This is a genomic window from Lysobacter sp. Root983, assembly GCF_001429345.1.
Taxonomy (GTDB): Bacteria; Pseudomonadota; Gammaproteobacteria; order Xanthomonadales; family Xanthomonadaceae; genus Lysobacter.
The window spans coordinates 1,046,571-1,070,305 of the sequence record NZ_LMJO01000012.1; the positions used below are offsets into that span (position 1 = coordinate 1,046,571).

Sequence of the window (23,735 nt, forward strand, 5' to 3'; positions counted from 1 at the left end):
GCATAGCGCGCGTGCGGCGGCGAGGGCAGGGCGCCCGCCGCCGCGTCGCGGCCCTGCCGGATCCGGGCCGCGCGGGCCCGAATCAGATCCCGCGCACCGCCACCCACAGCGCCAGCGCCGCGAACACCACCGCCGCGACCGTGCGCGCGGCCTTCAGCGGCAGGCGGTCGGCGAAGCGGCTGCCCAGCAGCACCACCGGCACGTTGGCCAGCAGCATGCCCGCCGTGGTGCCGGCCACGACTTCCCACAGCGGCGAATAGCGCGCGGCCAGCAGCACGGTCGCAACCTGGGTCTTGTCGCCGATCTCGGCGACGAAGAAGGCGATGGTGGTGGCGATGAAGGCGCCGCGCGCGGGCAGGCGCTCGCCTTCGCCGTCCAGCTTGTCCGGCTTCAGCGTCCACAACGCCACCGCCAGAAAGCTGCCGGCGACGATCCAGCGCAGCGTCGAGGGTTGCAGCCACTGCGCGACCAGGGCGCCCAGCCAGGCGGCCAGGGCGTGGTTGAGCAGGGTCGCGACCAGGATGCCGGCGACGATGGGCCAGGGGCGGCGGAAGCGAGCGGCCAGCAGCAGGGCCAGCAATTGGGTCTTGTCGCCGATTTCGGCGAGCGCGACCGTGCCGGTCGACAGGGCGGCGGTGGCCAGCGGGAAGGTATCCATGGGAACTCCGGGGCCGGGCTTCGCGCGGAGGCGAAGGCAAACGCTGCACGGCCCGACCCGGCTCTCGCCTGAGTAATCGCGCAACGCCTGCCTTCGGTCTTGCCCGTGGTCGCTGGCGCGGACGCGAAGTCTCACGCTGGCTGCCGCTCCTGCGCCATGGCCGGTGGGCCAAGTGTGTTGACGCAGGTCCCCGCATGCCGGATCGGCGGCGGGTGGGCTACTCCCCGGAGGAGGAAGTGCGGGCATTGTAGCGGGTTGCGACGGGCCGTGGCTTAACGATGGAAGGCAGGAACGAGTGGAAAGCAGTAACTAAAAGAGCAGTAACTAGTAGCTAGTAGGAGCCGCTTTTACTCGTTACTGGTTCCTGCCCTTCTCTAGTTACTGCCCTAACGCCCGCCCGGTTAGCATGCGTACCTGAACGAACGTCATCGGAGCACGTCATGCACTACCGCCGCCTGGGTTCCTCCGGTCTGCAACTGTCGGCGCTGTCCTTCGGCGCCTGGGTCACCTTCGGCACCCAGATCGGGCGCGGCCCGGCGCGCGAGTTGATCGCCGCCGCCTGGGACCACGGCGTCAATTTCTTCGACAACGCCGAGGGCTACGCCAACGGCGAGGCCGAGCGGGTGATGGGCGACGTGATCGCCGACCTGCGCCTGCCGCGCGACGGCTATTGCGTGTCCAGCAAGGTGATGTTCGGCTCCGCCGCGGATCCGCTGCCGACCCAGAAGGGCCTGTCGCGCAAGCACGTCACCGAGGCCTGCCACGGCGCGCTGCGGCGCCTGCGTGTCGATCATCTGGACCTGTACTACTGCCATCGCCCCGATCCGGACGTGCCGATCGAGGAAACCGTGTGGGCGATGGACGCGCTGATCCGCCAGGGCAAGGTGCTGTATTGGGGCACCTCGGAATGGTCGGCCGCGCAGATCCGCGAGGCCCACAAGATCGCGCGCCAGCAGCATCTGCATGCGCCGACCATGGAGCAGCCGCAGTACAACCTGTTCCATCGCGAGCGCGTCGAGCTGGAATACGCCTCGCTCTACGCCGAGCTCGGCCTGGGCACCACGATCTGGTCGCCGCTGGCCTCGGGCTTGCTGACCGGCAAGTACAACGACGGCGTGCCCGAGGATTCGCGCCTCAACCACGAGGACTACCGCTGGCTGCAACGCAGCGTGCTCAGTCCGGAGCAGCGCCGGATCGAGCGCGCGCGCGCCTACACCGCGGTCGCGCGCGAGCTGGGCGCCGAGCCGGCGCCGCTGGCGATCGCCTGGTGCCTGCGCAATCCGCACGTGTCCAGCGTGATCCTGGGCGCGACCCGTCCCGAGCAGCTGCTGCAGAACCTGCAAGCCCTGGAACTGGTCGACCGCTATTCCGAGCCGGATTGGGACCGCGTCGAAAAAGCCACCGCCTGAGCCTTCGTCGAGGCCGATCCGGCACCCTGGCGACCGGGTGCCGCCCGCTTGCGCCCGACCAACGGCGCAAACGGGTGTTGACTCGCAAATGAGAATCATTATCATCAAACTCGAATCCCGATCGAGTCACCTGCCATGTCCCTGCGCCAGCCGGTGTTGCAGCTCAAACCTCGTACTGATCGCTCCCTCCCCCCGGTCGTCGCCGCCGCCGTAGCCGCCCCCGCGGTGTCGGCGGCCAACGCGATGCTGGTCGAAAGCGGCGCGCTCCTGCGCGGCGCGCGCGAAGTCCTGATCCGCCACGGCGGCGAGGTCTATCGCCTGCGTCATACCCGCAACGACAAGCTGATCCTCACCAAGTAAGAGCCGCCCGCGGTAGCCGTGCGGCATGGCCGCGCCGCGTTCCCAAGGACGGGAGGCGGTGCGGCCATGCCATGCCGGTTGCGCCTCGGCCATGCGCCGCGCTCATCGGATTCCGCGCCAAGGACGGCGCAGCCAATGCTCTCTCCAGGTCGCCAGCAACGCCCGCACGGCATGCCAGCCAGCCTCCGAAACCACCTTTCGAGTCTGACTCCATGCATCGCCTCCACCGCATCGCCGGCCCGCGCCGTTCCATCCGCACTCCCTACGTCCCCAGCGCCCTCGCGTTGGCCCTGATGCTGGCCCTGCCGGCCACCGCGCCGGCTGCGCCCGCCGAGGCGGACGGCGAATCGCCCGACGGTTCCGGTGCCGGCGCGCGCGAGCTCGAACGCATCGTGGTCACCGCCACCCGCACCGAGCGCGAGGCGCAGGACGTGCCGGCGGTGGTCACCGCGATCGACCGCGAGCGCATGGACGAGGAGATCGTGCGCGATCTCAAGGACCTGTTCCGCTACGAGCCCGGCATCGGCGTGAGCAACGTGGTCGGCCGCTTCGGCATCGGCGATATCCGCATCCGCGGTCTCGGCGGCAACCGCGTGCGCGTGGAGACCGACGGCATCTCGGTGTCCGACAGCTTCAACATCGGCAGCTTCTCCAACGCCAATCGCAACTTCGTCGATCTGGACACGCTCAAGCGGGTCGAGATCGTGCGCGGCCCGAGCAGCGCGTTGTACGGCTCCGACGCGCTGGGCGGGGTGGTGTCCTTCGTCACCAAGGACCCGTCCGACTATCTGCTCGACGGCAAGCGCAGCTACTTCGGCTTCAAGCTCGGCTATCAGGGCGAGAACAGCGGCCTGTTCGGCGGCGCCACCGCGGCCTTCGGCGGCGAGCGCTGGTCCGGTCTGGTCGCGGTCGGCCACCGCCAGGGCAAGGAAACCGAAAGCATGGGCACACGCCGCAGCGACGACGCCACCCGCACCGCCGCCAACCCGCAGGACAGCGACGGCCGCAGCCTGCTGGCCAAGCTGGTGTTCGCGCCCAGCGCCCACCAGCGCTTCAAGCTGACTGTGGAAGGCAACGAGGACCAGACCGACACCGACGTGCTGAGCGCGCGCGGCAACGCCCTGAGCGCGCCGGGCGCGCCGACGGTGCGCACCTTGTCGCTGCTGGGCGACGATCGTCAGACCCGCGCGCGGGTGTCGTTCGCGCACGAGATCGATACGCTCGACGCCGCCTTCGCCGATTCGCTGCAGTGGCAGATCTACCGCCAGGACAGCGAGACCACCCAGCGCACCACCGAGGAGCGCGTGACCCTGATCGGCGGCCGCCCGACCAGCCCGACCCGACGCGAGCGCGAGTTCAACTTCGACCAGCGCACCGTCGGCGCCGAGGCCACCTTGCACAAGGACTTCGCCACCGGTGCGGTCGCGCACACGCTGACCTACGGGTTCGAGTACAGCCGCACCGACACCCGCCAGAAGCGCGACGGCCAGGCCACCAACCTGACCACCGGCGTGATCACCAAGACGATCTCGCCGGACGTGTTTCCGGTGCGCGATTTCCCGGTCAGCGAAACCACGGTCGCGGCCTTGTTCATGCAGGACGAGATCCGTTTCGCCGACGGCGCGTTCCGGCTGGTGCCGGCGCTGCGCGTGGACCGTTACGAACTCAAGCCCGAACTGGATCCGATCTTCGTCGGCGACAACCCGGGCGTGGCGGTGAGCCGGCTCAAGGAAACCGCGGTGTCGCCGAAGCTGGGCGCGGTCTGGCATTTCGCCGAAGACTGGTCGCTGTTCGGCGGCTACCAGCACGGCTTCCGCGCGCCGCCCTACAACGACGTCAACCTGGGCTTCACCAATCTGCAGTTCGGCTACACCGCCATCCCCAATCCCGATCTCAAGCCCGAGACCAGCAACGGCGTCGAACTGGGTCTGCGCTATTCGGGCGAGGCGGTCTATGTCGAGGCCTCGGCCTACTACAACCGCTACGACGACTTCATCGAATCGCAGCGCTACATCGGCAACAACGCCCAGGGCCTGATGGTGTTCCAGTCGCAGAACGTGGCCGAAGCCGAGATCCGCGGCGTCGAGCTGCGCGGCGGCGTCGAGTTCGGCGCATTCTCGCCCGCGCTGGCCGGCTGGTCGCTGCGCGGCGCCGCGGCCTGGTCCAAGGGCGAGGACCGCGGCACCGGCGCGGCGCTGTCGTCGATCGATCCGCTGCGCGGCTCGCTGGGCCTGGCCTACGACCGCGAAGATTGGGGCGTCGAACTCGCCGGGCGTTTCGCGCGCCGCAAGCGCGACCTGCCGCAGGCCGGCCTGTTCGCCGCACCCGGCTACGGCGTACTCGACCTGCTCGCGCACTTCAGCTTCGCGCCGGGCGCCCAGGTCAACGTCGGCGTGTTCAATCTGGGCGACAAGAAGTACTGGGACGGCGGCGATCTGCCCAGCACCTTGGCCTCGACCAGCGCCACCATCGACCGTTACAGCGCCTCCGGCCGCAACCTGGGCGTGAGCCTGGCGGTGAACTGGTAAGCGCATGCGCGCCGCGCGATCGCCAACGGCGGGGAGCACGGACGCGGGCGCATTGCCCGCGCCCGAGCGGCTGGCTGCGGTCGCGACGGTGCTGTGCCTGTACCCGCGCCGTCAGCGCGACGTGCTGGCCGGCTGGCTGGCCAGCGTGAGCGCGCAGCGCCGCATCGGCGAAGGTGTTGGGGCGGCAGGCGAAGCCATCGTGTTCCGCGATGCGCGCGGACGCGCGTGCTGGCGCCTGCACCTGCTGCCCGATAGCGATTTCCTGGCCTGGGATCTGGCGGTCGCCGGTTTGCCCGCGGCCGACGCCGAGCGCAATCGGGGCCGCCTCGCGCGCGCCTTGCGAGGCTGGCTCGGCGGCTGGAACGCGCAGGCCCTGCGCCTGCAATTGGCCAGCGACCCCGCCGGCCGCCGCATCCTGGTCGCCGACGCCAGCGAACCTTCGGCGCTGGGTCTGGAACACGCGCGCCGCATCGCCGTCGCGGAAGGCGCGACGCTGCGGACCGGGCCGGACACCTGCTGCTGCATGGCGCGTCGCGCCGCATCCGACCTCTCCAACGCGCCTGCGCCCGCGTCGCGGTGAGCGACGGCGCTTTTTCTCTTTCTTTCCATCCGTGTCCTCAAGCGAGAACCCATCCATGAAGCTCCGACCGCTAGCCGCCTGCCTGGCGCTTTCCTGCGCGGCAACGCCAGCCTTCGCCGCGGCGCCCGCCGCGGCCGATACCGCGCGCGACCGCGCCTCGATCCTGGCCATGCAGGGCGAGTACATCGTCGATTTCGCCTTCGACGAAACCGTGTTGCTGCGGCCCGGCTACGAGCGCGCGCCGGCCATGCGCAGCGGCGGCAACGAGACCGTGATCGTGGTCGAGAACAGCCCGACCCGGATCGTCCTGCAGCACATCCTGGTCGACGGCAAGAGCGGCCACGTCACCAAGCACTGGCGTCAGGACTGGACCTACGAAGCGCCCACGCGCTTCGAGTTCAGCGCCGACCAGACCTGGCAGGTGCGCGCGATTCCGGCCGAGCTCAATCGCGGCGCCTGGACCCAATGCGTGTTCGAGGTCAGCGATGCGCCGCGCTACTGCGGTACCGGCCGCTGGGAGTACCGCAATGGCATCGCCACCTGGACCAGCGACCTGAGCTGGCGGCCTTTGCCGCGCCGCGAGTACACCAAGCGCAGCGACTACAACGCGGTGTCGGCGATCAACCGCCACACCCTCACGCCGGGCGGCTGGACCCACGAGCAGTTCAACACCAAGGTGCTGCGCAAACCCGACGGCAGCCAGGTCGAGTTGGCGCGCGAGTTCGGTTTCAACGATTACCAGAAGACCCGGGACGTGGACTTCAAACCGGCCTACCGTTACTGGGACGCGACCCGTGGCTATTGGGCCAAGGTGCGCCAGCGTTGGGACGGCTTTCTGGGCCAGGCGCCGGGCGTGCATCTGAAGACCAAGATCGACGGCATGGCGATGATCATTCCGCTGTTCGAACAGGCCGGCAGCCTGGAGCAGGGCAAAGCGGTCGCCGACGAGGAGATCGATGCGGTGTTCGCCAAATGGGTGGAGGCGGCGCCGCGGGAGTAGCGCCGAGGTCGCTGCGCGGGCGAGCGGTGCGCGGGTTTGAATCGGTTTGCCGGGATCCGGCTGGCGATGCGAGGTCTGCGCTGGATGCCATGAACGAACGGCGTCCCGAGGGACGCCGTTCGCGTAAGCGAGATCGACTCAGACCAAAACCGGCGGCGTCGGGGGCGGCGGCGGAACCGGGGGCGGCGGCGGAGGAGGCGGCGGTGGTGCCGGTGCGGCGACCGAGGGTGCCGCTATCGGCGGAGCGGGCGGCGCGGGAGGTGCTGGCGGCTTCATCGGCGGTGCGGGCGGCGCGGGCGGTGCCGGCGGCGCCGGCAGCAACAGGCGCACGGTACGCGGCACCTTGATCCGCGTGCTGGCTTCCTTGCGGTCGCGCAGATAGGCGACCGAGACCTCGCTGCCGTCCGGACGCGCGCGCAAGGCCTCCATCGCATCGCGCGGCGTACTCACGGCCACCCCTTCGATGCTGCGGATCACGTCGCCCGGCTCCAGGCCGGCCAGATCGGCGCCGGCGCTGAGCACCAGCACGCCGCGATCGGCGCCGAAGTAGCGGCCCAGGCCGCGATCGACCGAGGCCAGGTTGAGGCCGTTCCAGCGGAAGGCTTCGATCAGCGCCGGGGTCGGGCAGTCCTCGCCCTTCTTGCAGGTCGCGATCGGGCCCAGGCGCGCGATCTCCTCGCGCACGCGTTGCTTGATCGCCGGCACCTGCTGCATGTCGTAGGCGAAGTTCTTGGCGTTTTCGGGGTCGAAGGCGAAGCGGCGCATGACCACGTCGCCGTCGGGCGTGAGCATGCCGCCGTCGTCGCTGTCGAACACCAGCACGTGCTCGCCCAGCCGCGGGGTGACCTGGACCGTGCTCTTGCGGCCGTCGCGCTCGTAGTCGATCGCGACCGGCACCTTCACGTCCAGCGCATCCAGGGCCGAGCGGGTCGCGGCCAGGCGGGTTTCGCCGTCGCTGCCGCGCAAGGCGGTGCCGTTGACGCTGACGATGCGGTCGCCGCTGCGCAGGCCGGCCTTGGCCGCCGCGCTGTCGGGGGTGACCGCGACGATGCGCGCGCCGGCGCTGGGATCGGCGTTCAGGACCACGCCCAGCAGCGGCCGGCGTTCGGTCTGGCGGATCACCACCTGGCGTTGCGCGTCGATCGCGGACAGACGCGCCAGGCCGGCGCTTTCGCGCGCGAGTTCGGCCTGGCCGCGCGCGCTTTCGCCGCGCGCGCGCGCCAGTTCGGCGACCCGGCGCTGAGCCTGGCGCAACTCGTCCATGGCGGCCTTGAGTTCGGCGTCGGTCTTGGCGTCGCTCTTGCTGGCGACCATGGTGCGCGTGCGCACCTGGGCGTCCTGGGCGATCGCCACCGAGGCGACGGTCGCGGCGATCGCGAACGCGAGCGCGGTGATGCGGAGGCGGCGGGATGTCATACGGACCTCTGGATGAAGTGGACGAGACGTAGGGATCAGTCGACGCGCACCAGCGCGCCGTCGTAGCGCTCGCCGTGCACGGCGAGCCAGCGTTGGGTGCTCTCGACACCGGCCAGGTCGCGCAGCGTCTGCACGCGTTGCTCCCACAGCGAGGCGCGTTGCGCGAGCGGTAGCGCGTCCTGGCGCAGGGCGGCATCGATCACGCCGATCTGGCTGTCGAGATCGGCGCTCATCAAGGTCGCGCCCGCGTTGCCGACGCGTTCGTCGCGCGCCAGCGCCACCAGCGCTTCCAGTTGCGCCGACTCGGACTGCCAGCGCGCGATCGCGGTGATGTCGGCGCTGTCCACAGCGATCGCGGCGTCGGCGTCGGCCGGGGTGTCGGTCGCGGCGAGCGCGGGCGCAGGCGCGCCGTCGCGGCGCACGGCCTTGCCCCGCGGCCGGTGGGCGGAGGCGAGCTTGCGTGGCGGCGTGGCCTCGCTGCGGATCGCGTCGGCGCTCGCGACGGCGGTGGCCGGTGCGGTCGTGGCGGCGGGCGGGTCGCGCCGTTCGGGTGCGGTCAATGCGGGCGCATCGGTGCGCGGCGCGCCAGCCGCGGATGCGGCGGGCGCGGTCGTGGCGGCGGTGCGCGCGGCGTCCTGCGCCGGCCGCTCGCCATCGCCCATGCGCGCGATCGGCAGCGCGACGACCAGACCGAACAACGCGGCCGCCACGGCCCATTGCGGCCAGCGCCGGCGGCGCGCGAGGCGCGGGTCGCGCGGTGCGCTTGCGGTGCCGCGCGCGTCTAGGGCCGCGGACAGGCGCGACCAGCCGTCCGCGGGCGGCGTCTCGGCGGGCAGCGCGGCGAACGCGCCGGCCCAGTCCTGCGGCGGCGGGGGCGGGCCGTGACGGGAACTGGCGTCAGGCATGGGAGGCCTCCTTGGTGGGTTCCAGCAATTCGCGCAGGCGGCGTCCGCCGCGCGCGAGCTGGGATTTGGAGAAGCTGGGCGTGCGCTGCATCAGCGCCGCGATCTCGTCGTGGGTATAGCCCTCGGCGTGGTACAGCCAGAGCACGCTGCGGGTGGCGGCCGGCAGCTGCGCCAGAGCGCGTCCCAAAGCCGCGGCGTCGGCGGCGGCCGGCGGCGGTGGCGCATGCTCGTCGGCGAGGCGGTCGTCCTCCAACACCAGCGCATGTTCGTGCCGGCGTTGGCTGCGCAGGCGCATCAACGCTTCGTTGATCGCGATCTGGCGCAGCCAGCCCCAGAACGGGCTGTCGCCGCCGCCGCCCTGGCCGCGGAAGTCCTGGATCCGGCCCAGCACCTTGAGCATGGTGTCCTGCAGCACTTCCGAAGCCTCCTCGCGATCGCCGCCGCTGCCGCCCAGGATCCGCAGCGCCAGGGTGTAGACCGGGCGCTCGAACCAGCGGTAGATCTGCTCGAACGCGGCCCGCTCGCCGGCGCGCGCACGGGCGAGCAGGGCATCGGGCACATCGATCGCGAAGCTGGACGTGGCGGGCATGGGTCGGGCTGTCATTACCGGACTGGATGCGGCCGGGCGGCAAACCGTCGCAGCCGCTGGCGGACGCCTATACTCCGCCTATCTATAAGGAGGGGACACCATGGGACCGATTCTGATCGTCGTGCTGCTGGTAGCCGGCGTGATCATCCTGTTCAAGACCGTGCGCATGGTGCCGCAGGGCTACGAATGGACCGTCGAGCGCTTCGGCAAGTACACCCACACCATGACCCCGGGGCTGCATTTCCTGATCCCCGTGGTTTACGGCGTCGGCCGCAAGATCAACATGATGGAGCAGGTCCTGGATGTGCCGTCGCAGGACGTCATCACCAAGGACAACGCCGTGGTCAAGGTCGACGGCGTCGTCTACTTCCAGGTGCTGGACGCGGCCAAGGCCGCGTATGAGGTCGCCCAGCTCGAGGTCGCGACCCTGAACCTAGTCATGACCAACATCCGTACCTCGATCGGTTCGATGGACCTGGACGAATCGCTGTCGCGCCGCGACGAGATCAACGCCAAGGTGCTGGTGGCGGTGGATCAGGCCACCCATCCCTGGGGCCTGAAGGTCAACCGCATCGAGCTCAAGGACATCCAGCCGCCGCGCGACCTGGTCGATTCGATGGCGCGTCAGATGAAGGCCGAGCGCGAGAAGCGCGCCAACATCCTGGAGGCCGAAGGCCATCGCCAGTCCGAGATCCTGCGCGCCGAAGGCGACAAGCAGGCCGCGATCCTGGAGGCCGAGGGCAAGCGCGAGGCCGCCTATCGCGAGGCCGAGGCGCGCGAGCGTCTGGCCGAGGCCGAGGCCAAGGCGACCGAGATGGTGTCCAACGCGATCGCCCAGGGCAACGTGCAGGCGATCAACTACTTCGTGGCGCAGAAGTACATCGAGGCCTTCAAGTCGCTGGCCGAGGCGCCGAACGCGAAGTTCGTGATGATGCCGATGGAGTCGGCCGGCGTGATCGGTTCGCTGGGCGGCATCGCCGAGCTGGCCAAGGAAGCGCTGGAGCGCCAGGGCGGACGCGCCGCCGTGCCGCCGGTGCCGACGCGCACGGGAGGCTGAGCGATGCGTCTGGATTGGCAGATCGTGACCTGGGCCGCGGTGGCCCTGCTGTTGTTCGCGGCCGAAGCGCTGGCGCCGGGAGCGTTCATGCTCTGGCTGGGCTTCGCGGCGGCCGCGGTGTTCGTGGGCGTGCTGGTGTTTCCCGGCATGCCGGTGTTGGCGCAAGTCGCGGCCTTCGTGGTGTTGAGCTTCCTGTCGATCCAGATCTACCGCGTCTGGTTCCGCGGCCGCGAGCGCAGCAGCGACCAGCCGGCGCTGAACCGTCGCGGCGAGCAACTGGTCGGGCGCGTGGTCGCGCTGGACCGCGCCATCGTCCAGGGCCGCGGCCGGGTCCAGATCGCCGACGCGTACTGGGAAGTGATCGGTCCCGAACTCCCGACCGGCGCCAACGTGCGCGTGGTCGCCAGCGAGGGCATGAGCCTGCGGGTCGAGGCGGTCGAATAGTGCGGCTCCGCGAGCGTGCGCGGAAGGGGATGCGATGAAGCGGCGTGAAGCCCAATGGATCGGCAGTGGCCTGGTAGCGCTCGCGGCCTGGGCCCTGGCGTGCCCGGCCTGGGCCGGTCCGCCTGTGGCGGCGACCACGCAGGCGCCCGCTGCGGCGCCGGCGCCGAGCTGGATCGGCCGGGTGGTGCCGCCGTACCCGGACGGGCTGAAATCCAACACCGGCAGCTGCGTCGGCTCGGGTAGCGCGCCCGAACAGATCTGCGCGCGTTCGATCGGCACCCTGGACGACGCCGAGGACCGTTCGCTGAAGTTCTACGCCGGCGAGTTCGCCGGCCGCGAAGGCAACGAGCCGCGCTGGAAGATCACCGACGTGGTGCCCTATCCCAAGCTCAAGCGTGGCGAGTACGTCTCGGTCGCGACCTGCCAGCGCGACGGCGTCGACGATCCGGGCCTGATCGCCATCGTCGATACCGCGGTGCCCGACGCCGCCGCGCAGGAAATGTTCGAGGCGCGGCGCTGGGCGGTGCGTTTGGACCGCGACAGCGGCAAGTTCGTCGACGTGCCGCCGGCCAGCGTGCGCTGCTACAACGAAGGCTTCGGCGCCGAGTAGGCGCCCGTCGCCCCAGCCTGCTTCCTGCAACCTGCTTCCTGTGGGAGCGGCGTGAGCCGCGATCGGATTCCACCTGCGACGACAACCGCAACGCGCATCGCGACTTGCGTTCGCATCGCTGGCGCTGACGTAGGCCCGCATCCATGCGCCGGCGTACCGTGGCCCAGGGCGCATCGCAGCGGTTCTCCATGGGATAATCCCGGGCTCCCCACCGTCCAGGCCCCGCCGCTCATGACCCAGAAGACCATCCTCAACGACGCCCACCGCGCACTCGGCGCCAAGATGGTCGACTTCGGCGGCTGGGACATGCCGATCAGCTACGGCTCGCAGATCGAGGAGCACCATCAGGTCCGCCGCGACGCCGGCATGTTCGACGTCAGCCACATGACCGTGGTCGATCTGCGTGGCGCGCGCACCCGCGATTTCCTGCGCCACCTGGTCGCCAACTCGGTCGACAAGCTGCAAAAGTCCGGCAAGGCGCTCTACACCTGCATGCTCAATCCGCAGGGCGGCGTGATCGACGATCTGATCGTGTACTTCCTGGCCGAGGATTTCTTCCGCCTGGTGGTCAACGCCGCCACCCGCGAAAAGGACCTGGCCTGGATCGGCGAGCAGGCGCGCGCTTTCGACGTGCAGGTCACCGAGCGCCCGGACTACGCGATGATCGCGGTGCAGGGCCCGAACGCGCGCGACAAGGTGATCGGCCTGCTGCGCGAGGAGGACCGCGCGCGCATCGGCAAGCTCGGCAAGTTCGTCGCCGGCGAGGCCCAGACCCTGGACGGCACCGCGCTGTTCGTCGCGCGCACCGGCTACACCGGCGAAGACGGCTTCGAGGTGGTGGTGCCGGAAACCGCCGCGGTCGCGCTGTGGGACGCGCTGCTGGCCGCGGGCGTGAAGGCCGCCGGCCTGGGCGCGCGCGACACCCTGCGCCTGGAAGCGGGCATGAATCTGTACGGCCAGGACATGGACGACGGCGTGTCGCCCTACGAGGCCGCGCTGGCTTGGACGGTGGCGCTGGACGGGAGCGCTGATGGAACGCCGCGCGACTTCATCGGCCGCGCCGCGCTGGAGCAGCAGAAGGCCGCCGGCGCCCCGCGCCAGATGATCGGCCTGGTGATGGACGAGAAGGGCGTGCTGCGCCACGGCCAGAAGGTGCTGACCGCCAACGGCGACGGCGAAATCCTCTCGGGCACTTTCTCGCCCACGCTGAACAAGTCGATCGCGTTCGCGCGCGTGCCGGCCGGCGAGCCGGGCCAGGTGCGCGTGGACATTCGCGGCAAGGAAGTGCCGGTGCGCGTGGTCAAGTTCCCGTTCGTGCGCGACGGCCAGCCCCAGGACGGCGTGCTGGGCTGAGCACGGGCATGGCCGCGCGCGTCGACTACTACTTCAGTCTGATCTCGCCCTACGCCTACCTGGGTCACGCCGCGTTCCTGGACGCGGCGCGCGAGGCCGGCGCCGAAGTGGTCTATCGGCCGGCGCGGATCTTCGAGCTGTTCAAGGCCAACGGCGGGCTGCCCCTGGGCCAGCGCGCGCCCGCGCGTCAGCGTTACCGTCTGGTCGAGCTTCAGCGTTGGCGCGAACGCCGCGGCCTGCCGCTGAACCTGGCGCCCAAGCACTTCCCGCTGGATCCCGGCCTGGCCGACCGCTGCGCGATCGCGCTGGTCGCCGCCGGCGCCGACCCGGCCGCGTACATGGACGCCGCGTTCCGCGCGCTGTGGGCGCACGAGGCCGACATCGCCGCCCCGGCGGTGCTGGCGGAATTGCTAGCCCGTCACGGTTTCGACGCCTCGTCGGTGCTCGCCGCCGCCGACGGCGCCGATAGCGTCGCCGCCTACCAGCGCAACACCGACGACGCGATCGCCGCCGACCTGCCCGGTCTGCCCGGCTACGTCCTCGACGGCGAGCCGTTCTGGGGCCAGGATCGCGTCGACGATCTGCGTCAGGCCCTGCTCAGCGGCCGCGCGCCATTCCGGGTAGCGTGACCTCCGTGTCCGCACCCTCTCGCATGTTGCGTCAGCGCCGCTAAACTAGGCGCAATTCCCCAGCCGCCCCCGCAGAGTTCGAGGCCAGCCATGAGTGAAATCCCCGGCGATCTGAAGTTCATGAAATCCCACGAGTGGGCCCGCGTCGAAGGCGACGGCAAGGTCACGGTCGGTATCTCCGACCATGCCCAAGGCCTGCTCGGCGACCTGGTCTACGTCGAGCTGCCGAACATCGGCGACCGCGTCGAGGCCGGCACCGCCTGCGCCGTCGTCGAGTCGGTGAAGGCCGCCTCCGACGTCTACGCGCCGATCAGCGGCACCGTCACCGCCGTCAACGCCGCCCTGGCCGACAAGCCGGAGACGATCAACGAAGACGCCTACGGCGAAGGCTGGATCTTCACCGTCGAGGTCGAGGAGCCCGATCAGCTCAACGAGTTGCTGGCGCCGGACGACTACGCCGAGCTGCTCGAAGACGACGATCACTGAGTAAGCCCGCGTCGCCGGACCTTCGCGGTCCGCGCCCGGGTATGGCCGGACCGCCACGCGGATCCTGCCCACGCAACGGCCGCCTAGTGCGGCCGTTCGCGTTTCCGGAGCCGCGCGCCGCGCGGCGTGCGCCAGGCACTCCTCGCGCCCTTCGAGGACGCGTCCGCCACGCGACCGGCCACAGGACCTGCGCGCGCTCCGAAGCCTGCTACGCGCCGACCGCGGACGAACGGCGGGGACGCCTTCGCCGCGCCGATCGAGGCTTGCGCGCGCGATCGGAGCGCCGACGACGTGGGCGTGGGCGTCGGCGGGCGGGGATGACGCGATCGTGGCGGCCATCGCGCGCTCCGCGCTCCGACGTTCGCGCCGGCGCAAGAGCGCCTTCGCCGGCGCCGTCGCGAGACGCGACACCGGCTGCGCGGCGCGTTCGCGGGCGGTCGCCGACGCGCGCGGCGACCCGCGCGATCGTCGCGGCGAGCCGCTTCACCCGCTCCTCACGCACTCAACGCGCTCGCGTCGGCTTGGCGGCCGCGTGTCCGCGCGCGGCCGTCGAAGCCGGTCCGACGCGCCGATGCGGCGCCGTCGAGCGTCCGAGTCGGTCGCGCGCGGGGCGGTTGGGGCGCGTCGGCGTCGTCGCGATCCGCTCGCGCGCCCGCCGAGTCGGCGGACGCGGCTGGCGTCGCGCCCGCGCGACGATCCGGCGTTCCGTCGAAAACCCCTTGTTTTCAGCGTTCGCGTGCGTGCGTCGCGAGCTTCTCGAACGGCCGCGGGCGAGGTGCGCGCCGGCACGCGCGCCGACGATCGGCGCCGCGCGCGTCCGCCGTCGGCGAGTTCGCGCGAACGTGTCGACGCCGCCGCTCGCGCCGCCGCGGCGGTCGCGGTCGGCGTCCGCGGCGGCGGAAAAAGTTCGCGCACTTTCGCGCAAATCGGCTTGTGCGGCGCGAAACCCGGCGCCTTTCGGCGGCGCCGCCGACGGGCGCGAATGGGCGCTCGGAACGCGCTCGAACGCGCTGCGTCGCGACGCGCGCGATGCGACGCGCGCGCGCGATAAAAAAATTTCGATGCGCTGGAAGCCGCGCCAAATATAGCTTTCAGCGTGTTCGAAAAAAAACGATGCGTTGTCGTGCGCGCGATCGTCGTGCATTGACGTGGTCGCCGACGACGATTTCCGGCGGGGGCGGCGGAGGCCGGCCCGGAAAAAATTTTGCCGGAGTTGTTGACAGTGCGAAAAAGCGTGATTAGGTTTCGCCCAGCAGACGTTTCCTGCGGAAGAGAGTGAGTACAACGAACGCGACAACGCGCAGCAAAAAACGAACCTCCGCCCGGACAGTCAAAACGGTGGACGCAGGATTCGTTTCCCTCGCGAAAACGCAATCGTTCTTCTCGGCCCCGTCGGCGTCGCACCCCATACGACCCGGTTCGCCCTGCGCGGATCGGGTTTTTGTTTGGCCGCCGTACGCGGCCGGACGCGTTCCCGCCCCCGGGGACCGCGTCGAAGAATCCGTACCGGCACGCTCCGCGCGTCGGCGGCTGCTCGCGGGTCCGACTCCCGCGGCTCTGGTTCAACTGGGCTTTAAAACCGGCAATACCCCTGATCAATCGCTGATCAACCACTGACGAGGAGCCATCACATGGCCACGAAGAAAGCTGCGAAGAAGAAACCCGCCGCCAAGAAGGCTGCGAAGAAGGTCGCCAAGAAGCCGGCCGCCAAGAAGGCTGCGAAGAAGGTAGCCAAGAAGCCGGCGAAGAAGGCCGCTAAGAAGGTCGCCAAGAAGCCGGCCAAGAAGGCCGCGAAGAAGGTAGCCAAGAAGCCTGCTAAGAAGGCCGCCAAGAAGGCTGCTAAGAAGGTAGCCAAGAAGCCGGCTAAGAAGGCCGCCAAGAAGGCGACCAAGAAGGCCGCTAAGAAGGTAGCCAAGAAGCCTGCTAAGAAGGCTGCCAAGAAGGCTGCTAAGAAGGCTGCCAAGAAGCCTGCCAAGAAAGCGAAGAAGGCCTCGAAGAAGTCGGCTCGCAAGCCGGCCGCGACGGCCCTGCCGGCAACCCCGGCTCCGCTGATCTAATAAAGCCCCGATAGCCGTAATCCCGCTCTCTCCCCGCAGCCCAGGCGGGGGGAGAGTTTTTTATTTGGGCCCCCGAAAGTTCTGCGGGCCCGTGTCGACCGGCGGAGCAGGACGACGCCCGAGGCAGCGCCGATGAGAGACCCTGGCTCTGGCGTTCGATGGCTGCCGTAGGCGCGCGCACCGCTGCCGCCGGCCTGCCGACCGTGGATCGCGGCCTCGCCGTTCCCGCCGACCGCGCCTCGCCATCGCCTTCGCGCGCGCCAGAATCATCGACGCCCATGCGCCGTAGGGTGTGGTGAGCCGCAGGCGAACCGCACCRTCGCGCCACCCCGACGCWCCGCGCCGATGCGGTTGCCACCGCATCCTACGAGCCCGTYCGATCCGCGCGCGCAGCCACGCTCGCCTCCGCACGCCGTAGGGTGTGGTGAGCCGAAGGCGAACCGCACCATCGCGCCACCCCGACGCACCGCGCCGATGCGGTTGCCACCGCATCCTACGAGCCCCGTCCGATCCGCCCGCGCGGCTACGTTCGCCGTAGGGTGTGGTGAGCCGCAGGCGAACCGCACCATCGCGCCACCCCGGTACCCCGCGCCGATGCGGTTGTCACCGCATCCTACGAGCGGCGCAAGGGCGTGAGGCTCGACGCATCGCCCTTGGCCTCGCGCCGTCGCTGGCGCGCGCGCAAACGCCGCCGCGCTTGCGCGCAGCGACTGGATAGGGAAGAACGCGGCGCGCCGCTTAGCGCGGCGCGGCGGTGGCCGTGGAGGCTTCGCTGCCCGGCGGGTTGGCCGGCGGACGGCCGCTGGTGCCGGCGTCGACGTACAGGGTCGGGTCGTCGAAGTCGACGTCGAGCCAGCGCTCGGGCGACAAGCCGATCGCGCGGTCGAGGATGGTCGGCAGCAGGCCGGAGGGCAGGGCGCTCTCGCTGTTCCAGAGCACGGCGATGCCCAGGTCGCGTTCGGGCAGCAGCGCGACCAGGCCGCGATAACCCTGCACCGCGCCGCCATGGAACACGAGTTGGTGGCCGGCGTAGTCGTACACGCGCCAGCCCAGGGCGTAACCGGCCGAGCTCACGCGCGAACGGCGCCAGGCCGAGCCGCGGGTTTCGCCGGGCGTTTCGACCAGCGGCTGGTGCAAGGTCGCCAGCAGCGGCGCCGGCAGCACGTCGGGACGATGCCCGGTCTGGGCGAGCAGCCACTGCGCCATGTCGCTTGCGCTGGCGTTGACGCCCGCGGCCGGCGGCAGCTGGTAGTAGGTCGGCTTCGGCGTCACCGAGGTCCAGCCGCCGCGCGCACGCACGTGCGGACGCGCCCAGCGCGCGCTGGCGGTGATGCCTTCCAGGCCGAGGCTGGCATCGTTCATGCCCAGGGGCTTGAACAAGCGGCGCTGCACTTCCTGACTGTAGAAATCGCCGGTAGCCGCGAACACCACGTCGCCGATCAGGCTGAAGGCGATGTTCTGGTAGCCGTAGCAGGTACCGGGCTGGCAGGACATCGGCGCGTAGGCCAGCTTCTGCGTCAGCGTGCGGTAGTCGGTGTAGTTCTCGAGGTCGCGGTCGTAGGTGTTGTGGGTCAGGCCGACGCGATGGCTGAGCAGGTCGGCGACGGTGATCTGCTGCGCGGCATAGGGATCGACCAGTTGGAAGCCGGGCATGTAGTCGACCAGCTTGCTGTCCCAGCGCAGGGTGCCGTCGTTGACCAGCACGCCGGCCATGGTCGCGGCCACGCCCTTGGACAGCGAGGCCAGGCGGAACACGGTGTGGGCGTCGACCGGCTCGGCCGCGCGCACGTCGGTGATGCCGTAGCCGCGCGCGCTGAGGATGCGGCCGTTGTGCACGATCGCCATGGCCAGGCCGGGCACGCGCTGGTTGGCGACCAGTTGCTGGGCCATGCCTTCGAACTGTTGCACGTCGAAGCCCGAGGCTAGCGGCATGATGTTGCCGCGTCGCATGACCTGGGTCGATACCGGCTGCGGCAGACCCTGTGCGGCGTGCGCGTTGGTGGCCTGCGCATTCGTCGGCGGGTTCCAGCGCAACGAGGTCTGCGCGGCCGAACCGAGGGTGAGCGTGAGCAGTCCGGCTAGGCTAGCCACGCGCCAGAAGATGCGTCGCGACCGCGGGTTCGGCTCGTCTTTCATCGGTCGCAGCGCCTGCGTATGCTGGGGTTGCGTTCGATCATAGCGCCGATCTAAGGGGATTGGGGAACAACCATGTTCAGCATTCTGATTTTGTTGGCTTTAGTGGTGATCGTCGCAGTTTGGGTCGTAGGCATTTACAACGCCCTGGTGACGTCCCGGAACGCCTATAAAAACGCCTTCGCCCAGATCGACGTGCAGCTGCAGCGGCGCTTCGACCTGATCCCGAATCTGGTGGAGACGGTGAAGGGCTATCTGAGCCATGAACGCGAGACCCTGGAAGCGGTGATCGCGGCCCGCGGCGCGGCCGTGTCCGGCCTGGCCGCGGCCAAGGCCAACCCGGGCGATCCGGCGGCGATGGAGCAGCTGGCGGCGAGCCAGGGCCAGCTGAATGGGGCGCTGGGTCGTTTGCTCGCGGTCTCGGAAGCCTATCCGGACCTCAAGGCCAACCAGAACATGATGCAGCTCACCGAGGAGCTGACTAGCACCGAGAACAAGGTCGCGTTCGCGCGGCAGGCCTATAACGACTCGGTCATGGCCTACAACAATCGGCGCGAGATCTTCCCCTCCAGCGTGGTCGCCGGCATGTTCAATTTCGCCGCCGCCGCGCTGCTGGAGATCCCGGCCGACCGCGCCGAAATGCGCGAAGCGCCGAAGGTGCGGTTCTGACAAGCCGGGAATCGGGAATGGTGAATAGGGAATCGCCAGAGCCGATGAGGCGGTGGTACCGCGGCGATGTCGCCGTCGCTCTTTTCGATTCCCCATTCATCATTCCCTATACCCGTCCGCAATGAATTTCTTCGAACACCAGGCGCAAGCCCGGCGTACGTCGACCCGGCTGGTGTTGCTGTTCGGCGTGGCCGTGCTCGGCATCGTGCTGGCGGTGGATCTGGCGGTGCTGATATTCGCCGGCGCGCATCCCGGCCTGCTGAGCCTGGCCACGCTGGGCACGATCGGCGTGATCGCGCTGGGCTCGCTGTACCGCATCTCCAGCCTGCGCGGCGGCGGCGAATCGGTCGCCCTGCAGATGGGCGGCACGGCGGTGCCCGAGGATACCCAGGATCTGAATTTGCGCCGCCTGCGCAACGTGGTCGAGGAAATCGCGATCGCCTCCGGCGTGCCGGTGCCCAAGCTATACGTGCTCGAACACGAAGCCGCGATCAACGCCTTCGCGGCCGGCTACTCGCCGTCCGACGCGGTGGTGGCGGTGACGCGCGGCGCGCTGGACCGGCTCAATCGCGACGAGCTGCAAGGCGTGATCGCGCACGAGTTCAGCCACATCCTCAACGGCGACATGCGCCTCAACGTCCGCCTGATCGGCGTGTTGTTCGGGATCCTGATGCTGGCCATCATCGGCCGCAAGATCCTCGAAGGCGGGCGCGGTGGCGGGCGCAGCAGCAAGGGCGTGGGCGCGGTCCTGGTCGCGGCGCTGGTGGCGATGCTGGTGGGCTACGTGGGCCTGTTCTTCGGCCGCATGATCAAGGCCAGCGTGAGCCGCAGCCGCGAGCGTCTGGCCGACGCCTCGGCGGTGCAGTTCACCCGCCAGACCTCGGGCCTGGCCGGCGCGCTGAAAAAGATCGGCGGCCTGCACGAGGGCGCCAAGCTCAACGACCGCGCCGACGCCGAAGAGGTCAGCCACATGCTGTTCGGCGATGGCGTGGGCTTCAGCGGTTGGTTCGCGACCCATCCGCCCTTGCTGGAACGCATCCGCGCGCTCGAACCGTCGTTCCGCGCCGACCAGCTCGAAGGGCTGACGCGTCGTTGGGCGATCGAACCGCCGCAGGGGCTGGACGAGGACCGTGCGATGGGCCTGGCCGATCCGGCCCAGCCACCGCCGCTGCCGCGGAGCGACAGCCAGCATGCGCTGACGCCACCGATGGTCGCGGCCCAGGTCGCGCATCCCGGCGCCGACGACTATCGCCGCGCCGATAGCATCGTCGCCAGCCTGCCCGATGCGCTGCGCGCGCTGGCAACCCAGCGCGACGCGGTGGTGCCGCTGCTGCTAGCCCTGCTGCTGGACGAGGACGCGCGGATCGCCGCGCGCCAGCATTACGAGATCGCCGCGCGCCTGGGTCCGGAGCTGGCCGATGCGGCGCGCGATCTGCGCGCGCGGTCGCTGGTCGGCCTGCATCCGATGCTGCGCCTGCCGTTGGCCTCGCTGGCTTTCCCGGTGCTGCGTTTGCGCCCGCGGCCGCAGCTGGATGCGTTCATGGACGCGGTGCAGGCGGCGGTCAACGCCGACGGCCGGGTCTCGCTGTTCGAATACTGCCTGGCGCGTTTGCTGACGGTGCAGGTGACCGAGTCGTTGGATCCGTCGCGGCATGCGCGCTTCGGGCGGCGCAAGCCGCAGGCGGTGGCGGCCGAGCTGGCGACGTTGTTGGCGGTGGTCGCGCAGAGCGGTCACGCCGATGCGACGTTGGCGCAGCGCGCGTATCTGGCCGGTCTGCAACGCATTCTGCCGCAGGAGCACCGCCCCTATGCGCCTCCCGCGGACGGGGTGTTGGCCTTGGATCGGGTGTGGGAGGCCTTGGATGCGCTGGATCCGTTGGCCAAGCAGTCGCTGGTGGAGGCGGTGACCGCGGCGATCAGCCACGACAACCGGGTGGCGGTGGCGGAGGCGGAGTTGCTGCGCACGATCTGCGCGGTGTTGCATTGTCCGTTGCCGGCGATGTTGGCCAAGGCCTGAAAGCGTTCGCCAGTTGCTTTTTTTGCTCGTCATCCCCGCGAAGGCGGGGATCCAGTGCCTTTAGCGTCCTCCTGCACGCAAGTCCGCCTGTGACTCCCTCCTTTGCCTTTAGCTCCCTCCTTTGGAAAAGGGTGAAGCCGTGCGGCTTACGAACCGCAGGTTCGTGCACGGGTGAACGCCGGCAGGCTCTTGCTCCTAGCTCCCTCCTTTGAAAAAGGAGGGTTGGGGAGGATTTGCTTTTGCTTTGCTTTCGTCTTTTCTGGCCGAAGGTCAACGGCTTCCGCCTGCTGCGCATGCGGGTCACTTTCTCTTGCTAGCCCAAGAGAAAGTAACCAAAGAGAAGGGCTGGCGTGACCAACCCTCCCCTGCGAGTTCGAGGCTTGCGCCGGGATTTTTCGAATGGACATCCCTGTCCATTCGAAAAACGGCGCGCGTCCTGCGCGCCGCCCTNGACCAACCCTCCCCTGCGAGTTCGAGGCTTGCGCCGGGATTTTTCGAATGGACATCCCTGTCCATTCGAAAAACGGCGCGCGTCCTGCGCGCCGCCCTTCGGGTCTACGGTTGGTCGTGTGAGTGCGGGGCTTTTGGATTTGAATGCCGCGGCAACGGCAACGGCAACGGCAACGGCAACGGCAACCGCAACCGCAACCGCAACCGCAACCGCAACCGCAGTGGCAGCGGGCGCCGGCGTTGGGGCGTGCGGCAGCGGGGGCGTTGCACCGTGCTTCTGACCGGCCAGTGGAATCTGCTAGCGTGTGGCTCCGACTAGCGTGCGGAGGCCGCCGCTGCCTCCCTGAGCGGTTCGCTGGGGCTGTCTGTCAGTAGGAGCGAGCGCTTTCGTTGCCCGGTAGGGACGATGTTCAGCGGCTTTCAATGGAGGAAACCGCAATGAAAGGAAGGGCTGCAAAACGCGTGGGGTTGGCGCTGTTCGTCGGTGCGATGCTGTTGGCCGCTCCGGTCGCGGCGGAACCGACTTATGTGTGCACCGCGGAAACGGAGGGGCATATGTTCCTGGTGCCCTACGATCATCCGGTCGATCCGGGCTACTACTACCAGTGCCGCGGCGGTGCCTGGCGTCTGGTAGGCATCTGCACGGCGAGCAACGGCTGTCCGCCCGAGCCGGATCCGAACGGGCCGATCGTCGAGATGTAAGGGCTTGTCGCGGGCTTGGGCCCGCGGTGGCCGCGCTACGGTCTTCGGTTTAGCGCGATGGCGGGCTCCGGCCCGCCATCGCGCTGTTACTGCGTACGCCCGCGGATCAAATCCGCGGCGCGCTCGGCGATCATCATGGTCGGCGCGTTGGTGTTGCCGCCGATCAGGGTGGGCATCACCGAGGCGTCGACCACGCGCAGGCCTTCGACGCCGCGCACGCGCAGCTGCGGGTCGACCACCGAGGCCTCATCGCTGCCCATGCGGCAGGTGCCGACCGGGTGGTAGACGGTCTCGGCCTTCTCGCGGATGAACTCGATCAGCTCGGCATCGCTGTAGTCGTTGCGCGGCGGGAAAATCGGCGCGCCGCGGTAGGCATCGAAGGCTTTCTGCGCGAACACCTCGCGCGAGAGCTTGGCGCACTCCAGCATCATCTTCAGGTCGAAACCTTCCGGGTCGGTCAGGTAACGCGCCTCGATGCGCGCCTTGTCGGACGCGCGCGCACTGACCAGCGAGATGCGGCCGCGGCTGCGCGGACGCAGGAAGCAGGCGTGCAGGGTGTAGCCATCGCCGACGAGGCGGCGGCGGCCATGGTCGTCGAGCATGGCCGGTACGAAGTGCAGTTGGATGTCGGCGCGCTCGTCCGGCGCCAGCGCCGAGCGCACGAAGGCGCCGGCCTCGGCGATGTTGCTGCTGCCGGGGCCGCTGTGGCCGCGCAGGTAGTAGTCGAAGGCGATGCGCACATCGCTGACGCGGTCGTACGTGACGCGCTGGGTCGAGTGTTGCAGGGTGCAGATGTCGAGATGGTCCTGCAGGTTCTCGCCGACCTGGCCGACGTCGGCGACCACGTCGATGCCGAGCTTGCGCAACTGCGCGGCCGGGCCGACGCCGGACAGCATCAGCAGCTGCGGCGAATTGATCGCGCCGCCGCTGAGCAGGACCTCGCGCGAGACCTCCTGATGGAAGGCCTGGCCGCCGGCGGTGTAGATCACACCGCTGGCGCGGCCTTTGTCGAAGGTGATGCGGTTGACCTGGGCGCCGGTGACGATGGTCAGGTTGTGGCGTTCGCGCGCCGGGTCCAGGTAGGCGACCGCGCTGGAGCAGCGCGCGCCGTTCTTCTGGGTGACCTGGTAGAAACCGAAGCCCTGTTGCGCGGGGCCGTTGAAGTCGCGGTTGGCGGCGTAGCCGGCCTCGCGCCCGGCCTCGATGAACACCTGCGACAGCGGGTTGGCGTAGCGCAGGTCGGACACGTACAGCGGGCCGTTGGCGCCGTGCAGGGCGTCGTCGCCGCGGCTGTTGCGCTCGGAGCGGCGGAAGTAGGGCAGTACCGTCTTCCAGTCCCAGCCGCTGGCGCCCTGGGCCGACCAGTCGTCGTAGTCGCCGGACACGCCGCGGATGTAGCACATGGCGTTGATCGAGCTCGACCCGCCCAGGACCTTGCCGCGCGGCCACCACAGGGTGCGGTCGTTGAGCTCGCGCTCGGGCGCGGTGTCGTAATCCCAGTTCACGCCCTTCTTGCCGACCAGCTTGGCCAGGCCCGCGGGCATGTGGATGAAGGGGTGGCGATCGCGCGGCCCGGCCTCGAGCAGCAACACCTTGGTGTCGGGGTCTTCGCTAAGGCGATTGGCGAGCACGCAGCCGGCCGAGCCGGCACCGATGATGATGTAGTCGTACACGCCCACGCCC

General features: G+C 69.6%; 22 protein-coding genes. 15 read left to right on the forward strand and 7 right to left on the reverse strand.

The window, feature by feature from the left end:
• Positions 1-82 precede the first annotated feature (82 nt).
• On the reverse strand, positions 83-658 hold the full coding sequence (locus ASE43_RS12020) for a TMEM165/GDT1 family protein (RefSeq protein WP_057160602.1): 576 nt from the start codon (positions 656-658) through the stop codon (positions 83-85).
• Between the two features lie 440 nt (positions 659-1,098).
• Here ASE43_RS12020 and ASE43_RS12025 point away from each other — a divergent pair, with 440 nt between their 5' ends.
• The 5 genes from ASE43_RS12025 to ASE43_RS12045 all read left to right on the forward strand — a co-directional run bounded on the left by ASE43_RS12025 (position 1,099) and on the right by ASE43_RS12045 (position 6,535).
• Complete coding sequence (locus ASE43_RS12025) at positions 1,099-2,067, forward strand: aldo/keto reductase (RefSeq protein ID WP_057160603.1); 969 nt, start codon at positions 1,099-1,101, stop codon at positions 2,065-2,067.
• Between the two features lie 225 nt (positions 2,068-2,292).
• The gene (locus ASE43_RS22605) at positions 2,293-2,427 is read left to right on the forward strand and encodes a hemin uptake protein HemP (protein WP_235567239.1); all 135 of its coding nucleotides are present in this window, start codon (positions 2,293-2,295) and stop codon (positions 2,425-2,427) included.
• 212 nt (positions 2,428-2,639) lie between these two features.
• Positions 2,640-4,955, forward strand: a complete 2,316-nt coding sequence (locus tag ASE43_RS12035) for a TonB-dependent hemoglobin/transferrin/lactoferrin family receptor (protein ID WP_235568707.1) — start codon at positions 2,640-2,642, stop codon at positions 4,953-4,955.
• Positions 4,956-5,007: 52 nt separating this feature from the next.
• Positions 5,008-5,535, forward strand: coding sequence for a hypothetical protein (locus ASE43_RS12040; protein WP_057160604.1), 528 nt, complete (start codon positions 5,008-5,010; stop codon positions 5,533-5,535).
• Positions 5,536-5,590: 55 nt separating this feature from the next.
• The gene (locus ASE43_RS12045) at positions 5,591-6,535 is read left to right on the forward strand and encodes a DUF6607 family protein (RefSeq protein ID WP_057160605.1); all 945 of its coding nucleotides are present in this window, start codon (positions 5,591-5,593) and stop codon (positions 6,533-6,535) included.
• Between the two features lie 138 nt (positions 6,536-6,673).
• On the opposite strand, the gene ASE43_RS12050 is transcribed toward ASE43_RS12045, so the two are convergent.
• Genes ASE43_RS12050 through ASE43_RS12060 form a run of 3 tightly spaced genes read right to left on the reverse strand, consistent with a single transcriptional unit; the run spans position 6,674 to position 9,445 of the window.
• Positions 6,674-7,951 carry a PDZ domain-containing protein gene (locus tag ASE43_RS12050; protein WP_057160606.1) on the reverse strand — a complete coding sequence of 426 codons (1,278 nt, stop codon included), beginning with the start codon at positions 7,949-7,951 and terminating at the stop codon, positions 6,674-6,676.
• A gap of 35 nt (positions 7,952-7,986) precedes the next feature.
• A complete protein-coding gene (locus ASE43_RS21845) occupies positions 7,987-8,856 on the reverse strand; it encodes a hypothetical protein (protein ID WP_057160607.1) in 870 nt (289 codons plus the stop codon).
• Entirely contained in the window at positions 8,849-9,445 is a 597-nt protein-coding gene (locus tag ASE43_RS12060; protein ID WP_235567222.1) for a sigma-70 family RNA polymerase sigma factor, read from the reverse strand. The genes ASE43_RS21845 and ASE43_RS12060 overlap by 8 nt, the downstream gene beginning before the upstream one ends.
• Positions 9,446-9,545: 100 nt before the next feature.
• Here ASE43_RS12060 and ASE43_RS12065 point away from each other — a divergent pair, with 100 nt between their 5' ends.
• The 6 genes from ASE43_RS12065 (at position 9,546) to gcvH (ending at position 14,024) form a co-directional block, all read left to right on the forward strand.
• Positions 9,546-10,502: an SPFH domain-containing protein gene (locus ASE43_RS12065; RefSeq protein ID WP_056179603.1), complete on the forward strand. Its 957-nt coding sequence runs from the start codon at positions 9,546-9,548 to the stop codon at positions 10,500-10,502.
• Positions 10,503-10,511: 9 nt separating this feature from the next.
• Complete coding sequence (locus ASE43_RS12070; protein ID WP_056180002.1) at positions 10,512-10,946, forward strand: NfeD family protein; 435 nt, start codon at positions 10,512-10,514, stop codon at positions 10,944-10,946.
• Positions 10,947-10,980: 34 nt separating this feature from the next.
• Positions 10,981-11,556, forward strand: a complete 576-nt coding sequence (locus ASE43_RS12075; RefSeq protein ID WP_057160608.1) for a hypothetical protein — start codon at positions 10,981-10,983, stop codon at positions 11,554-11,556.
• A 231-nt stretch (positions 11,557-11,787) separates the two neighbouring features.
• Complete coding sequence (gene gcvT, locus ASE43_RS12080; protein ID WP_057160609.1) at positions 11,788-12,909, forward strand: glycine cleavage system aminomethyltransferase GcvT; 1,122 nt, start codon at positions 11,788-11,790, stop codon at positions 12,907-12,909.
• Positions 12,910-12,917: 8 nt separating this feature from the next.
• Positions 12,918-13,538 carry a 2-hydroxychromene-2-carboxylate isomerase gene (locus tag ASE43_RS12085; RefSeq protein WP_057160610.1) on the forward strand — a complete coding sequence of 207 codons (621 nt, stop codon included), beginning with the start codon at positions 12,918-12,920 and terminating at the stop codon, positions 13,536-13,538.
• A gap of 90 nt (positions 13,539-13,628) precedes the next feature.
• Positions 13,629-14,024, forward strand: a complete 396-nt coding sequence (gene gcvH, locus ASE43_RS12090) for a glycine cleavage system protein GcvH (RefSeq protein ID WP_055903584.1) — start codon at positions 13,629-13,631, stop codon at positions 14,022-14,024.
• A 502-nt stretch (positions 14,025-14,526) separates the two neighbouring features.
• On the opposite strand, the gene ASE43_RS12095 is transcribed toward gcvH, so the two are convergent.
• Positions 14,527-15,168, reverse strand: a complete 642-nt coding sequence (locus tag ASE43_RS12095) for a hypothetical protein (protein WP_057160611.1) — start codon at positions 15,166-15,168, stop codon at positions 14,527-14,529.
• A 487-nt stretch (positions 15,169-15,655) separates the two neighbouring features.
• On the opposite strand from ASE43_RS12095, the gene ASE43_RS21295 reads away from it, so the two are divergent.
• On the forward strand, positions 15,656-16,081 hold the full coding sequence (locus tag ASE43_RS21295; RefSeq protein ID WP_082576505.1) for a histone: 426 nt from the start codon (positions 15,656-15,658) through the stop codon (positions 16,079-16,081).
• A 738-nt stretch (positions 16,082-16,819) separates the two neighbouring features.
• On the opposite strand, the gene ASE43_RS12105 is transcribed toward ASE43_RS21295, so the two are convergent.
• On the reverse strand, positions 16,820-18,217 hold the full coding sequence (locus ASE43_RS12105) for a serine hydrolase domain-containing protein (protein ID WP_057160612.1): 1,398 nt from the start codon (positions 18,215-18,217) through the stop codon (positions 16,820-16,822).
• 72 nt (positions 18,218-18,289) lie between these two features.
• Here ASE43_RS12105 and ASE43_RS12110 point away from each other — a divergent pair, with 72 nt between their 5' ends.
• The 3 genes from ASE43_RS12110 (at position 18,290) to ASE43_RS12120 (ending at position 22,052) form a co-directional block, all read left to right on the forward strand.
• Positions 18,290-18,883, forward strand: a complete 594-nt coding sequence (locus ASE43_RS12110; RefSeq protein ID WP_057160613.1) for a LemA family protein — start codon at positions 18,290-18,292, stop codon at positions 18,881-18,883.
• Positions 18,884-19,004: 121 nt separating this feature from the next.
• Entirely contained in the window at positions 19,005-20,900 is a 1,896-nt protein-coding gene (locus ASE43_RS12115) for a M48 family metallopeptidase (protein ID WP_057160614.1), read from the forward strand.
• 888 nt (positions 20,901-21,788) lie between these two features.
• Positions 21,789-22,052, forward strand: coding sequence for a hypothetical protein (locus ASE43_RS12120; RefSeq protein WP_162258786.1), 264 nt, complete (start codon positions 21,789-21,791; stop codon positions 22,050-22,052).
• 86 nt (positions 22,053-22,138) lie between these two features.
• On the opposite strand, the gene ASE43_RS12125 is transcribed toward ASE43_RS12120, so the two are convergent.
• Entirely contained in the window at positions 22,139-23,725 is a 1,587-nt protein-coding gene (locus ASE43_RS12125) for a choline dehydrogenase (RefSeq protein ID WP_057160676.1), read from the reverse strand.
• Positions 23,726-23,735 lie beyond the last annotated feature (10 nt).